General features: G+C 68.7%; 12 protein-coding genes and 1 riboswitch. Of the genes, 7 read left to right on the forward strand and 5 right to left on the reverse strand.

The annotated features are described in order from the left end of the window. Positions 1-64: 64 nt before the first annotated feature. Positions 65-207, reverse strand: a riboswitch (cobalamin riboswitch). A gap of 193 nt (positions 208-400) precedes the next feature. The 3 genes from ACFWU3_RS25195 to ACFWU3_RS25205 form a co-directional block, all read right to left on the reverse strand. Then, positions 401-607: a YbdD/YjiX family protein gene (locus ACFWU3_RS25195; RefSeq protein ID WP_384441805.1), complete on the reverse strand. Its 207-nt coding sequence runs from the start codon at positions 605-607 to the stop codon at positions 401-403. Beyond that, complete coding sequence (locus ACFWU3_RS25200) at positions 604-2796, reverse strand: carbon starvation CstA family protein (RefSeq protein ID WP_384441808.1); 2193 nt, start codon at positions 2794-2796, stop codon at positions 604-606. The genes ACFWU3_RS25195 and ACFWU3_RS25200 overlap by 4 nt, the downstream gene beginning before the upstream one ends. Positions 2797-3038: 242 nt before the next feature. Continuing rightward, positions 3039-3803, reverse strand: a complete 765-nt coding sequence (locus ACFWU3_RS25205; protein ID WP_384441836.1) for a GntR family transcriptional regulator — start codon at positions 3801-3803, stop codon at positions 3039-3041. 305 nt (positions 3804-4108) lie between these two features. On the opposite strand from ACFWU3_RS25205, the gene ACFWU3_RS25210 reads away from it, so the two are divergent. The 6 genes from ACFWU3_RS25210 to ACFWU3_RS25235 all read left to right on the forward strand — a co-directional run bounded on the left by ACFWU3_RS25210 (position 4109) and on the right by ACFWU3_RS25235 (position 11986). After that, complete coding sequence (locus ACFWU3_RS25210; protein WP_340475275.1) at positions 4109-5407, forward strand: sugar ABC transporter substrate-binding protein; 1299 nt, start codon at positions 4109-4111, stop codon at positions 5405-5407. An 87-nt stretch (positions 5408-5494) separates the two neighbouring features. Then, positions 5495-6487 (forward strand): carbohydrate ABC transporter permease, encoded by a 993-nt coding sequence (locus tag ACFWU3_RS25215; protein ID WP_384441811.1) that lies wholly within the window; start codon positions 5495-5497, stop codon positions 6485-6487. Further along, complete coding sequence (locus ACFWU3_RS25220; RefSeq protein WP_352210858.1) at positions 6484-7347, forward strand: carbohydrate ABC transporter permease; 864 nt, start codon at positions 6484-6486, stop codon at positions 7345-7347. Before ACFWU3_RS25215 ends, ACFWU3_RS25220 begins: the two co-directional genes overlap by 4 nt. A gap of 8 nt (positions 7348-7355) precedes the next feature. Beyond that, on the forward strand, positions 7356-8909 hold the full coding sequence (locus ACFWU3_RS25225) for a glycoside hydrolase family 3 protein (RefSeq protein WP_384441815.1): 1554 nt from the start codon (positions 7356-7358) through the stop codon (positions 8907-8909). Positions 8910-8991: 82 nt separating this feature from the next. Further along, a complete protein-coding gene (locus ACFWU3_RS25230) occupies positions 8992-10062 on the forward strand; it encodes an SIS domain-containing protein (protein ID WP_384441818.1) in 1071 nt (356 codons plus the stop codon). A 451-nt stretch (positions 10063-10513) separates the two neighbouring features. Beyond that, complete coding sequence (locus tag ACFWU3_RS25235) at positions 10514-11986, forward strand: sensor histidine kinase (RefSeq protein WP_384441839.1); 1473 nt, start codon at positions 10514-10516, stop codon at positions 11984-11986. A 197-nt stretch (positions 11987-12183) separates the two neighbouring features. Here the strand turns inward: ACFWU3_RS25235 and ACFWU3_RS25240 are convergent, their stop codons facing one another. Both ACFWU3_RS25240 and ACFWU3_RS25245 read right to left on the reverse strand, forming a co-directional pair. Further along, positions 12184-12441: a WhiB family transcriptional regulator gene (locus ACFWU3_RS25240; RefSeq protein ID WP_003953983.1), complete on the reverse strand. Its 258-nt coding sequence runs from the start codon at positions 12439-12441 to the stop codon at positions 12184-12186. A gap of 318 nt (positions 12442-12759) precedes the next feature. Next, positions 12760-13728, reverse strand: a complete 969-nt coding sequence (locus ACFWU3_RS25245; RefSeq protein WP_384441821.1) for a diacylglycerol/lipid kinase family protein — start codon at positions 13726-13728, stop codon at positions 12760-12762. A 69-nt stretch (positions 13729-13797) separates the two neighbouring features. On the opposite strand from ACFWU3_RS25245, the gene ACFWU3_RS25250 reads away from it, so the two are divergent. Then, on the forward strand, positions 13798-14217 hold the full coding sequence (locus ACFWU3_RS25250; protein ID WP_384441824.1) for a hypothetical protein: 420 nt from the start codon (positions 13798-13800) through the stop codon (positions 14215-14217). Positions 14218-14261: the final 44 nt, after the last annotated feature.

Below are 14261 nucleotides of genomic sequence, written 5' to 3' on the forward strand. Positions count from 1 at the left end.
AGCACTCTGTACGGCGTCCACCGGCCCAACCGCGAGGCCCGGACGTCTTGGCACCCGGATCGGTCGAACCGGGCGCACCGTCGGCAGGTCTTCGGACTCTCGGGTACGACAAAGCGCACCACATCACACCGTTGCGGGACAGTTCCGGATTCGCACCGGATTCCCCTGCGGCGACAGCGAGGTCGAGCATACATGTGGGGGCCGCCAGTTGCGGCACCCCCCACATGTTGTGTCGGGGCGCCGTGCGGGAGTTGTGGCATCGCGCCGGTGATCCCGGCCGGTGCGGCCCCTGGGACGCCCCGGCGGGGGCCCGGTCCGGCCCGTGGGCGCACGGTTTCACGGCGAAGGGCCGCCGCGTTCCCGGGGGAACGCGGCGGCCCTTCAGGGGCCCTTCAGCCGTTCAGCAGCAGCGGAAGCCCTCGCGCGGATCGGCTTCGCGTGCGTCCGTACGGTTGCGCTCGAAGGCGCGGCGGCTCATCACCTCGGCGTCCGGGTCGCAGCCGCGGGTGTGGGCGACGTACCGGTCGTAGGCCGATTCGCCGGTGAACTCCCTGACGTACCACCGGATCCGGCCGAAGACGTGGCGGGCCCTCGCCGTGGTGCTCATGCCGAACCGCTCCTTGCGGGAACGTTCTCCTCGGCGGTTGCCATCTCGGCCTTCTCCTCCTTGGTGGGGATCAGCCCGGCCGGTGCGACGATCTTCGACTCGGTGTACGGAACCTCCGACAGTTTCACGCTCTCGGGGTGCCGGATCGCGTTGTAGCAGACACGTCCCGCGTCCACGATGACCACGATGATGAGGATCGCGAAGAGAGCCGTGAGCGCTCCGTCGACCGTGGAGTTGGTGACCACGGTGTGCATGTCGTCCATGGACTTGGCGGGAGGCAGGATCTTGCCCTCGTCGATGGCCGACTGGTAGACGTCCCGCTGGGTGAAGAAGCCCACGCGTGGGTCGCCGGAGAATATCTTCTGCCAGCTCGCGGTGAGGGTGACGGCGGCGTCCCAGGCGAGCGGTACGGCCGTGACCCAGGCCCACTTGAGCCGGCCGGACTTCACCAGCAGCGTGGTGCACACGGCGAGTGCCACGGCGGCGAGCAGCTGGTTGGCGATGCCGAACAGCGGGAAGAGCTGGTTGATGCCGCCCAGCGGGTCGTGCACGCCGACCCAGAGGAAGTAGCCCCAGCCGCCCACGACCACCGCGCTGGCGAACCAGACGCCGGGCCTCCAGCTGACCTGACGGAACGGCTTGTAGACGTTGCCGAGCATGTCCTGGAGCATGAAGCGCCCGACCCGGGTGCCCGCGTCCACCGTGGTGAGGATGAACAGCGCCTCGAACATGATGGCGAAGTGGTACCAGAAGGCCTTCAGCCCGGCGCCGCCGACCACGGACGAGAAGATGTCCGACATGCCGAGCGCGAACGTCGGCGCGCCGCCGGTCCGCGACAGCAGGCTGGTCTCCTCGACGTCCTTGGCCGCCTGGGCCAGTTGGTCGGGTGTGATGGTGAAGCCGAGATTGGCGACGGCCTGGGACGCCGTCTCGACCGTGGGACCGATGACACCGGCCGGTGAGTTGACCGCGAAGTAGAGACCCGGGTCGATGATGCAGGCCGTGATCATCGCCATGATCGCGACGAACGACTCCGTCAGCATCGCGCCGTAGCCGATCATCCGGATCTGCGTCTCCTTCTGGACCATCTTCGGGGTGGTGCCCGAGGAGACCAGGGAGTGGAAGCCGGAGAGCGCGCCGCAGGCGATGGTGATGAACACGAAGGGGAACATCGATCCGGCGAACACCGGACCGTCGCCCCGGCCGGCGAACTCGGTGACCGCGTCCATCTTCAGGGTCGGCAGCGCTATCGCCACGCCGAGGGCCAGCAGCACGATGGTGCCGACCTTCATGAACGTGGAGAGGTAGTCGCGCGGTGCCAGCAGCATCCACACCGGCAGCACCGACGCGAGGAAGCCGTAGACGATCATCCAGATGACCAGCGTGCCGGCCTCCAGGGTGAAGGTCTCCGCGAGCGAGGACTCCGCGATCCAGCCGCCCGAGACGATGGCGAGCAGCAGCAGCGCCACACCGATGACCGAGACCTCGGTGACCCTGCCGGGCCGCAGAACCCGCAGATACACGCCCATGAAGAGGGCGATCGGGATGGTCATGGCGATCGAGAAGACGCCCCAGGGCGAGTCCGCCAGCGCGTTGACGATGACCAGTGCCAGCACCGCCAGCAGGATGATCATGATGGCGAACACCGCGATCAGCGCGGCGGCTCCGCCGAAGGGTCCTATCTCGTCACGGGCGATCTGGCCGAGCGAACGGCCGTCCCGGCGCGTGGAGAAGAAGAGCGTGACCATGTCCTGAACGGCGCCGGCGAAGATGACGCCCGCGACGATCCAGATCGTGCCCGGCAGATATCCCATCTGGGCGGCGAGCACCGGGCCGACCAGTGGTCCGGCGCCGGCGACCGCGGCGAAGTGGTGCCCGAAGAGCACGCGCCGGTCGGTGGGGTGGAAGTCGATTCCGTTGTCGAGGCGTTCGGCCGGGGTGGCGCGGGTCTTGTCGACCTTCAGCACCCGGTTGGCAATGAAGCGGGAGTAGAAGCGGTACGCGATCGCATACGAACCCAGCGCCGCCGCCAGCATCCATGCGGCGGAGATCTCCTCGCCCCGGGAGAGTGCCAGCACAGCCCATCCCGATGCGCCCACCAGGGCCACCAGCCCCCAGATGGCGATGGACCGCGGGGTGAGCTTCCGGGATGACGTCGGTGCGGTATTCGGTGGTGTGGGTTCTGGCATGGCGGGTCGTCCCCTCACTGTTCACCTGCATTTTTAATGCGCAGGAAATCTAAAGGAACGTCCCGAGGCGAGTCACCCCCGTCCGCATATCGGTACGGCAACGGCGACGAATTCGCACCGGTTTCGTCGGCATTCCGCACCGGTTCTCCTTCGTCCCTCCTCGGGCTCTGTGCGCGGACAGCACAAAGCCCCGGAGGCGAGGCCTCCGGGGCGTGCTGCCGGGCGCCGTACTGCCCGGAGGGTCAGTCGGTCGGCCGCCGCAGGCGGGCCACGAACTTGTACCGGTCGCCGCGGTAGACCGAGCGCACCCACTCGACCGGTTCGCCCTGCGCGTCCAGAGAGTGGCGCGAGAGCATCAGCATCGGCAGGCCCACGTCGGTGCCCAGCAGACCGGCCTCGCGCGGGGTCGCCAGCGAGGTCTCGATCGTCTCCTCGGCCTCGGCGAGACGGACGTCGTACACCTCCGCCAACGCCGTGTAGAGCGAGGTGTACTTCACCAGGCTGCGGCGCAGCGCGGGGAAGCGCTTGGCGGAGAGGTGGGTGGTCTCGATCGCCATCGGCTCACCGCTGGCGAGCCGCAGACGCTCGATGCGCAGCACGCGGCCGCCCGTCGAGATGTCCAGCAGTCCGGCGAGCGTGTCGTCGGCCGTCACATAGCCGATGTCGAGCAGTTGGGACGTCGGCTCCAGGCCCTGGGCCTTCATGTCCTCGGTGTACGAGGTGAGCTGGAGGGCCTGCGAGACCTTGGGCTTGGCCACGAACGTGCCCTTGCCCTGGATGCGTTCGAGCCTGCCCTCGACGACCAGTTCCTGGAGCGCCTGCCGCACCGTGGTGCGTGAGGTGTCGAACTCGGCCGCGAGCGTGCGCTCCGGCGGCACCGGGGTGCCGGGTGGCAGTGTCTCCGTCATGTCGAGCAAGTGGCGCTTGAGCCGGTAGTACTTGGGCACGCGTGCGGTCCGGGTCTGTGCCCCGCCCTCGGTCTCCGCTCCCACCCCGTCCGTGGTCATGGCCCGCCTTCCCGACTCCTGCGCTGCTGCCGTCACCGGCTCCTCCGTCTGTCGCGGCTCACATGGTGGCACGGTCCGGTCACGGGTCGTCGCCCTCCCTCAGGTGTCGGTCCGATAACGGACCCGACTGCCCTTCTTATACACCCTTGACACCCCTAAAGGTCTAGGCCAAGCTCCGGGTACTGGTCTAAACCATTAAAGACCAGGTCCCAGCCCCACGGGCAGACCTGAGCACTGTCTCTCTGCGTGTTGTGCGACTCCCGGGCGGTGGGGGGGAAAATCTTGCATCCCTTGAGGAGGGTGGCGTGAAGCGCAAGCTCATAGCTGCAGTGGGTGTGGCGGCCATGGCGGCTTCGGTCGCGGCATGTGGCTCCGGCGACAGCGAGTCCGCGAAGGACCCGAAGGACCGCAAAGGCACGCTGACCGTCTGGCTGATGACGGACGCTCAGTCCACCTGGCCCGAGCTGGTCAAGGACGTCAACACCCAGTTCGCCGCGAAGTACCCGGGCGTGAAGGTCAACGTCCAGTACCAGCAGTGGGGCGACAAGACCAAGAAGCTGGACGCCGCCCTCGCCGGAGACAAGTTCCCCGACGTGGTCGAACTGGGCAACACCGAGACCATGACGTACATCCTCAACGGGGCTGTCGGCGAGATCGACCCGAAGAAGTACGAGAACTCGGACACCTGGATCAAGGGTCTGAAGGACACCTGTACCTACGAGGGCAAGCTCTACTGCGTGCCCTACTACGCCGGTGCGCGTGTCGCCATCTTCAACAAGGACATGTTCAAGGCGGGCGCCGGCTCCGACGCGCTGCCCACCACCGAGGCCGAGCTCACCGCCGCCCTCGACAAGGTCCAGGCGAAGTACGGCAAGGACAAGGCCTTCTCGCCGCTCTACCTGCCGGGCCGCTACTGGTACGCCGCCATGTCCTACGTCGCCGCGTACGGTGGCGAGATCGCCAAGTACGACGACGGTTCGAAGGAGTGGAAGGCCTCGCTCTCCACCCCGGAGGCGCAGAAGGGCATCCAGCACTTCGTCGACCTGGTCAAGAAGTACAACCACGGCGACAAGACCAAGGACGAGCAGGACCACGCCAACGTCATGGCCAACGAGAAGACCGCTCTTCTCTACGGCAACGGCTGGGAGGCCGGCAGCGTCGTCGACAGCGCCGCCAACGGCAACCCCAAGCTGAAGGACAAGATCGGCACCGCCGGTATGCCGGGTCCCGACGGCAAGGCGCTTCCGTCCTTCATCGGCGGCTCCGACCTCGCCACCATCTCCAAGTCCAAGAACCAGGACCTGGGCGAGGAGTGGATCTCGCTGTTCACCAGCGAGAAGTCCGAGGCCGTGCTCGCCTCGAAGAACATCCTTCCGAACAACACCAAGCAGCTCGAGCCGCTGAAGGCGAAGCCGGAGACCGCGCCGATCGCCAACGCCGTGCCGGACGCGTGGTTCACCCCGATCGCGCCGGGCTGGTCCGCGATCGAGAAGAAGGAAATCCTCGAGCTGATGCTGCTCGACATCATCAAGGGCAAGTCGGTCGCGGACGCCACCAAGGCGGCCGACGCGGAGATCGACAAGCTGATCAACGAGAAGTCCTGATCACTTGATCGCCCAGCGGGAGCGGCGGGCCGACGGCCCACCGCTCCCGCCCTCCGGTATCCGGTCCGAGCGGAAGGGCGGAGCACAGTGAGTGCCGCCGACACGAAAGCAGCCGATCCGGCGGTGCCCGTCCAGCGGCACCCCGAAGACATAGGCTCCCCGCCACGGAAGGGCGGACGGCCGCCGCGCAAGGCCGGCGCGCTGCTGCCGTATCTGCTGATAGCCCCGGCGTTCGTGGCGATCGCCGCGGTCTTCGCCTGGCCCCTGGTCAAGACGGTCATCATGTCCTTCCAGGACGTCGGCCGCCGTGAGCTGTGGACCGGGGAACCGCCCCCGTGGGTCGGGTTCGACAAGTTCACCGAGATCCTCGGCGACGGCGAGTTCTGGGACGTGGTCCTGCGGACCGTCGTCTTCATGGCCGCCTGCGTCATCGCCACCATGGGCGTCGGCCTGCTGCTGGCCCAGACGATGCAGCGGATGTCCCCGTGGGTACGGATGCTGCTCACCGCGGGGCTCGTGGCCGCCTGGTCGATGCCCCTGCTGGTCGCCACCTCGATCTTCCGGTGGTTCGCCGACTCCGACTACGGAGTGGTGAACATGATCCTGTCGAAGTACCTCGGCCTCGACTTCCAGGGTCACAACTGGTTCCTCGACCCCAAGCAGGGCTTCGTCATCATCGGGGCCGTCGTCGTCTGGGGAGCGATCCCCTTCGTGGCGATCACCCTCTACGCCGCGCTCACCCAGGTGCCCCGCGAACTGGAGGAGGCGGCCGCGCTCGACGGCGCGGGCGCCTTCGGTGTGTTCCGCTTCGTCACCTGGCCCGTCATCAAGCCGGTCTTCCAGATGGTGGCGACCCTCTCGGTGATCTGGGACTTCAACGTCTTCGGCCAGATCTTCCTGATGCGTGGCAACAAGCCGGAGCCCGAGTACGCCGTTCTGGGCATCTACTCCTTCGACAAGGCCTTCGAGTCCAACTCGTTCAGCCAGGGCGCTGCCATCTCGCTGATCACGGTTCTGCTGCTGTCCGGCGTCGCCGTGTACTACCTGCGCCAGCTGCTCAAGATCGGAGAGGTCGAATGAGCGCCACCACCTCCACCAGGGCGTCGTACCGCCCGGACCGCAAGAAGCACCGGCTCGCCTACAACATCGTGGGCCTGGTCGCCTTCGTCGCCATGGCGTTCCCGGTGTACTGGCTCGTCATCAGCGCTCTGCGGCCCAATCACGAGATCCGCAGCTACGACCAGACGCTCTGGCCCTCCTCGGTCACCTTCGACAACTTCAAGCGGGCCATCGACGCGCCCAACTTCGGCACGGCCATCCAGTCGAGCCTCATCATCTGCCTGACCGCCGTCCTCGGCGCGATGGTCATCTCCACGATCGCCGCGTTCGCCATCGCCCGCTTCAAGTTCGCCGGCCGCAAGACCTTCATGATCGTGCTGCTCGCGGTCCAGCTGCTGCCGCCGACGGCGATGCTGATCCCCATCTACATCCAGCTGAACGACCTGGGTGCGCTCAACGAGTACTGGGGCGTCATCGTCATCTACCTGGTCTCCACCCTGCCCTTCGCCACCTGGATGATCCGCGGCTTCGTGATCAACATCCCGAAGGAGCTGGAGGAGTCCGCGATGGTGGACGGATGCACCAGGATGGGTGCCTTCTGGCGGGTCGTCTTCCCGCTGGTCGCGCCGGGCCTGGCAGCCGCCTCCATCTACTCGCTCATCAACGCGTGGAACGAGTACCTGCTGGCGTACGTCGTGCTCCAGGACAACGACAAGTACACCCTCAACGTGTGGCTGATGAACTTCACCACCTCGCGAGGCGTGGACTACGGCGCCCTGATGGCTGCCTCGACGCTCATCGCCATTCCGGTCGTCGCCTTTTTCATGATGGTCCAGAAGAAGATGGCGGCAGGCCTCACCTCAGGTGCAGTGAAGGGATAACGCCCGCCATGACCACACTCGTACGTGGATCCTCGGACACCCTCACCCGTGACGCACTCGCCGTCCTCCAGCCCGGCTTCCTCGGCACCACCGCCCCCGAGTGGCTGCTCCGGCAGATCGGTGAAGGGCTCTCGGCCGTCGGGCTGTTCGGCCGCAACATCGTCACCTCGGAGCAACTGACGGCGCTCACCGCGCGGTTGCGGGCCGAGCGGGACGACGTCCTCGTCGCGATCGACGAGGAGGGCGGGGACGTCACCCGGCTCGAGGTGCGCACCGGGTCGTCCTTCCCCGGCAACTACGCCCTCGGCTCGGTGGACGACACCGGCCTCACCCGGGACGTCGCCCGGGAGCTCGGCCGCCGGCTCGCCGAGTGCGGCGTCGACCTCAACTGGGCGCCGTCCGCCGACGTCAACGCCAACCCCGACAACCCGGTGATCGGTGTGCGGTCCTTCGGCGCGGATGCCGAGCTGGCCGCCCGGCACACCGTCGCGTACGTCGAGGGCCTCCAGGCCGCCGGCGTCGCCGCCTGTGTCAAGCACTTCCCCGGACACGGCGACACCAATGTGGACTCGCACCACGCGCTGCCCCGAATCGATGTGGATCTCGACACGCTGCACGCCCGCGACCTGCTGCCTTTCCGCGCGGCGATCGCGGCGGGTTCCAAAGCGGTGATGAGCGCGCATATCCTGCTACCCGCGCTCGACCCGAACCGCCCGGCAACACTGAGCCCGCAGATCCTCACCGGTCTGCTGCGCGAAGAGCTGGGCTTCCAGGGGCTGATCGTCACCGATGGCATGGAGATGAACGCCATCGCCTCGACGTACGGCATCGAGCGCGGCTCCGTGCTGGCGATCGCCGCCGGTGCCGACGCGATCTGTGTCGGTGGCGGCCTCGCCGACGAGGGGACCGTACTGCGCCTGCGCGACGCGCTGGTCACGGCGGTACGGGACGGCGAACTGCCCGAGGAGCGGCTGGCCGACGCGGCCGCGCGTGTGCGCGCCCTCGCCGACTGGACACGACGGGCCAGGGGGGCAGGAGGGGAGCCGGGCGCGGCTCCCACCCCGGCGCAGCCGGGCGGGACCGCGCCCGGCAACGACGTCGGACTGATCGCGGCGCGGCGGGCGGTGAAGGTGACCGCCGGCGAAGTGCCGTACCGGCCCGTCGACGAGGCGCCCTACGTCGCCGCGTTCACCCCGGTCGCCAACATCGCCGTCGGCGACGAGACGCCCTGGGGCGTCGCCTCCGAACTGGCCGCGCTGCTGCCGGGCACCACCACCGACACCTACGGCGACACGTCCGGAACAGCCGCACTGGTGGCAAATGTGCTGGGTATGGCGGCGGACCGTAGGATCGTCGCTGTAGTACGCGACGTTCACCGCCACCCCTGGATGGCGGACGCGCTGGACGCACTCGTCGAGGCCCGGCCGGACACGGTCGTGGTCGAGATGGGCGTCGACCGCGCGCAGCCGAGGGGAGCCCTGCACATCGCGACCCATGGCGCCGCCCGCGTCTGCGGACGGGCCGCCGCGGAGGTCATCACCGGCAGGGCGGCCGGGGCCTGACCGACGCGGACCGTGCAGTGCCGGGGCCCGGGGGCAGGGCCCCCGGGCCCCGGCGCAAGGATTGCCACAGGAGGCACCGAGCATGTCCGCCACGCATTCGGCCGGCCAGAGCGAGCGTCCGGGCCGAATCATGTCCGGCGAGATGGCAGAGCAACCGGCGGTGCTGCGGCGCATTCTGGAGCAGGGCGCGCCGCGCATCCGCGACGTGGCGTCGGCGATCGCGGCGAAGAACCCGCGGTTCGTGCTGCTGACGGCGCGCGGCACGTCGGACAACGCGGCGCTGTACGCGAAGTACCTGCTGGAGATCCAGCTGGGACTGCCGTGCGGACTGGCCTCCATGTCGACGACGACCGCGTACGGCGCGCGGCCGAATCTGACCGATGTGCTGGTGGTGACGGTCAGCCAGTCCGGCGGTTCGCCGGACCTGGTGGCGTCCACGAAGGCGGCCCGTGAGGCCGGCGCGATCACGCTCGCCGTCACCAACAACCCCGACTCCCCGCTGGCGGCGGTGTCGGAGTTCCACATCGACATCCTCGCCGGCCCCGAGAGGGCGCTCCCGGCGACGAAGACGTACACGGCCTCGCTGCTGGCGCTCTACCTGTTCGTGGAGGGGCTGCGCGGCGGCGACGGGGCGGCCGCGAAGGCGCTGCCGGACCTCGCGGCCCAGGTGCTGGCCCGCGAGGACGAGGTGCGGCAGCTGGCGTCCCGCTACCGGTTCGCCGAGCGCATGGTCATCACCTCGCGCGGCTACGGCTACCCCACCGCGAAGGAGGCCGCGCTGAAGCTCATGGAGACGAGCTACATCCCCGCGCTCTCCTATTCGGGAGCGGACCTGCTGCACGGTCCGCTGGCGATGGTGGACAACATCTCGCCGGTGATCGCGGTGGTGACCGACGGCCGGGGCGGCGAAGCGCTCCAGCCGGTCCTCGACCGGCTCCGCGGCCGCGGAGCGGACCTGATGGTGATCGGCCCGGCTCCGCAGGTCTCTGCGGCGTCCGCGGGCTTCACGCTCCCCACGGAGGGTGTCCCGGAGGAGCTCCAGCCGATTCTGGAGATCCTGCCGCTCCAGCGGCTGGCGTACGAGGTGACGATCGCGCGGGGCCAGGACCCGGACGCGCCGAGGGCGCTGGCGAAGGTGACGGAGACGCGCTGAGGGGGTCCGTGACCCGGATGCCCCGAGGGTGCGCCGGAGGGCCGGTGGCGATGCCGCAGGCCCCCTGGAGGGCCTCCACGACCGTGCATCAGCCGCGAGAACAGCCCCCGGAAACACCCGCGGGCCGCGGCGCCTGACGGGACCCTCAGCCCGTCCGGCACCGCAGCCCGGAGCTTCTCGACCGGTGGGTGTGCGGTCCCACGCGGCCGTGTGAGAGGTCCCGGCGCAGTCAGGGCAGAGAGCGCCGTGCCCTCGCTCCACCCTCCTGTGCGGGGAGGGCGGAAGCTTTATCACTTCATTGTGGACTAGACCATTCTAGGATGTCCATCCATCTGCAGAGCATAGTTCTTGGCCCATCCTCCACCATGACCGGCCGTTTTCCGGCCCTGGCGCCGAGGTCTGTTCGAAACCCGCACTCCGTACCGCGGGTACGCTCGCACCTGTGCCCTCCATGAACGACCTCGTACGCCAGCACACAGCCCTGAGTGAATCCGACCTCGAGTGGCTGCATCTGCTGGTCTCGGAGTGGCAGCTGCTCTCCGACCTCTCCTTCGCCGACCTCGTCCTGTGGGTGCCCACCCGCGACGGGACGCGCTATGTGTCCGTGGCCCAGATGCGGCCGAACACCGGCCCCACCTCCTATCAGGACGACATGGTCGGCCATCTCGTTCCCCGCGGCCGGCGCCCACTGCTGGACGCCGCGCTCGACGAGGGCAGGATCGTGCGCGAGGGCGACCCGGAGTGGCGCGAGGAGGTGCCGGTACGGGTCGAGTCCATCCCCGTCCGGCGCGAGGGCCGGGTTCTCGGCGTCATCGCCCGCAACACGAATCTGCTGACCGTGCGGACCCCGAGCCGGCTGGAGCTGACCTACCTCCAATCCGCGTCCGACCTCGCCCAGATGATCGCCGCAGGATCGTTCCCCTTCCCCGGCCAGCAGGTCGACATGGACGCCTCCCCGCGCGTCGGCGACGGCCTCATCCGGCTCGACGCGGACGGCGTCGTCCAGTACGCCAGCCCCAACGGCCTCTCCGCGTACCACCGTCTGGGCCTCGCGTCCGATCTCGTCGGCCACCACCTCGGCCAGACGACCGCCGAACTCGCCCCCTCCCGGGGCCCCGTTGACGAGGCCCTGGTCAAACTGGCCAGCGGCTACGCCCCTCGGGAGACCGAGGTCGAGGGGAACGGCGGGGTCATCCAGCTGCGCGCCATTCCGCTCAAGCCGAAGGGCACCCGCATCGGGTCCCTCGTCCTGCTGCGCGACGTCACGGAACTGCGTCGCCGCGAGCGCGAGTTGATCACGAAGGACGCCACCATCCGGGAGATCCACCACCGGGTGAAGAACAACCTTCAGACGGTCGCGGCCCTGCTGCGGCTCCAGGCGCGCCGGATGGACTCCGTCCGCGGCCGGGAGGCGCTCAACGAGGCGGTGCGGCGCGTCGGTTCCATCGCCATCGTGCACGAGACGCTCTCGCAGAACCTGGACGAGCGGGTGGAGTTCGACGAGATCGCCGACCGCGTCATCGCGATGGTCGCCGAGATCTCCCCCGGCAAGGTCGAGTGCCGCCGCACCGGCCGCTTCGGCATCCTGGACGCCGAGGTGGCCACACCTCTGGCCATGGTGCTCACGGAGATCCTGCAGAACGCCCTGGAGCACGCCTACCCGGCGGGCGGACACGGCTCGGTCGAGGTGTCGGCCGTACGAGGCGACCAGCGGGTGGACAGCCGGCTGCTCATCACCGTCCAGGACGACGGCTGCGGACTGCCCGAGGGCTTCGACGCGCAGCGGACCGGAAACCTCGGTCTTCAGATCGTCCGGACGCTGGTGGAGGGCGAGTTGGGCGGCACCTTCGACATGGTGCCGGTGTCCGGACCGGGCCGCGGGACGCGGGTCGTGCTCGACATACCGGTGCAGGCGCACAAGTAGCCACCGGGGCGCGGCAGTCGGGCTCGGGCCGCGTCGGCAATGCCCGGGCGGTCCGTCACAGCAGCGAGCCCCGGACCGTAATCGATACGGTCCGGGGCTCGAATGCTGTTGGGTCTACTGCTGCGCGCTGCGGCTCGGGGGCGGGGTATGCGTACGCTCTGTACGTGCCGCCGGGCTCAGGCTCGTAGCGGTGGCGATCAGGCGCTTGCGTTACGCGCCCGGTTGCGAGCGGCGCGGCGCTTCATTGCGCGGCGCTCGTCCTCGCTGAGGCCACCCCAGACGCCGGAGTCCTGGCCGGACTCGAGCGCCCACTGCAGGCACTGCTCCATGACGGGGCAGCGACGGCAGACGGCCTTGGCTTCCTCGATCTGCAGCAGCGCAGGACCGGTGTTGCCGATGGGGAAGAAGAGCTCGGGGTCTTCCTCGCGGCAAACGGCGTTGTGACGCCAGTCCATGGCTGCTACCTCTCCTTGGTATTACATGCACGTTGCTTGTGAATGTGAACGCTTTCACGAATCCCCCCGCAACGGAAGGGCCGACTGCCGGACGAACCGGCGTGGTCCTGAGGTTTTGGGAGGGGTTCTGGCGGTCTGTGGGGCCGATCCTGCGGGCCGTCCCGATCGCCATGTAGAGATTCGCAAACCTCGGCGGCGGATACAACCCCTTCCGGAAAGTTTTTTTTGATTCCTCGGTGTCGACTAGGTCACAGCCGTACTTCTATGGGGTGGAGCCCAGCCCATACGTTCGAGATAAAGGCGGTTCGGGCCTTCCACTCACACAATCACACGCAGTGCACGGCGTACGCCTGTGAACGTCACGCTGGTACGCAGTCCCAGGTGGTCGCCGTCCATCTGGAAGGGCAGTGGAACCTTGGATTTCAAGGTGAAGTCCGTCAGGTCGTGCAGTGTGACCGCGTGCTTACCGTGCGGCCCGCGCTCCGGGCTCGACGTCAGCAGCTGGGTCGCATAACGGGCCATCGAAGGGGCGGACATCTTGGACAGTGCGAGCACGTCCAGCGCCGTGTCGAAAGAGGCCTCCGGGGACGCGTACACCGGACGATTGCCCAGGTAGGTCCAGGGAGCGGTGTTGCAGATTATGGAGAGCACGAGGTCGCTGACGGGGTCCGCGCCGGGGCGCTCCAGGGTGATCAACCCGTGGCGGCGATGGGGGTCGTCGAAGAACTGGCGTGCCACCTGGCGCAGATAGAGGGCGTGCGTCGACCGCTTGCCGCGCTCCCTCTGCTGTTCGACCCGGCCGACCACTCCGGCGTCGAAACCGAGCCCCGCGCAGAAGGTGAACCACCGCTCGGGTGTCGCCTCGTCCTCGGTCCCCCGCGTGCCGGAGGCGAGCCCCAGTCCTACGGTGCGCTCGCTCTGGTCACTCAGCGCATCCAGAATCGCGCCGGTGGCCTCCACGGCGTCGTTCGGCAGGCCGAGCGCACGGGCGAAGACATTGGTGGATCCGCCGGGGACGACGGCGAGACGGGGGAGACGGTCCGGGTCGGGGCCGCGGTGCAGCAGACCGTTGACGACCTCGTTCACCGTGCCGTCGCCACCGAGAGCGACGACCAGGTCGATGTCGTCCGAATCGGCCGCCCGGCGCCCGAGGTCGCGGGCGTGGCCGCGGTACTCGGTCGTGACCGCTTCTATCTTCATCTCGCTGGCGAGCGCGTGGATCAGTACGTCCCGAGTGCGGGCACTGGTGGTGGTTGCTGCCGGATTGACCACGAGGAGTGCGCGCATGCGATGCAGAGTACCTACCGTGCGGTACCTGGCCCAGTCCGGGACCTGGGGGCGGGCTACCCTGCTGGGGTGAGCACCGACCAGACCCCCCGTCCCGTCCGCCTGACCGCCGCTGCCGCGGTGTCCGGCCTCGAAGGGCTGGCTCTTGTCGCGGGCGGCGTCTATCTGCTCGTCATGGGCCTGCTCGGCCGGCCGGACAGCCCCACTCAGGCGGAGATGGGCGGAGTGACACTCATCGCACTCGGCGCGATCCCGCTGACCGCCGCCCGCGGACTGCTGCGGCAGCGCAGCTGGAGCCGGGGCCCCGCGCTGATCACCCACCTCATGGCCCTGATCCCGGCCTGGACGCTGCTGCGTTCCTCCGGCGCGCTGATCCCGCTCGGCATCGTGACCGCGGTCGTCGCCGTGTCCGGTCTGGTGCTGCTGGTGAACCCCGCGACCACGGAAGCTCTCGGCATCCGCGGCCCGGGCGCCCACGACGCCTCATAGCGCACCCACGCATGCGGGAGGGCCCGGCACACACTGTGCCGGGC

The sequence above is a fragment of the Streptomyces sp. NPDC058685 genome (assembly GCF_042714725.1).
Lineage (GTDB): Bacteria > Actinomycetota > Actinomycetes > Streptomycetales > Streptomycetaceae > Streptomyces.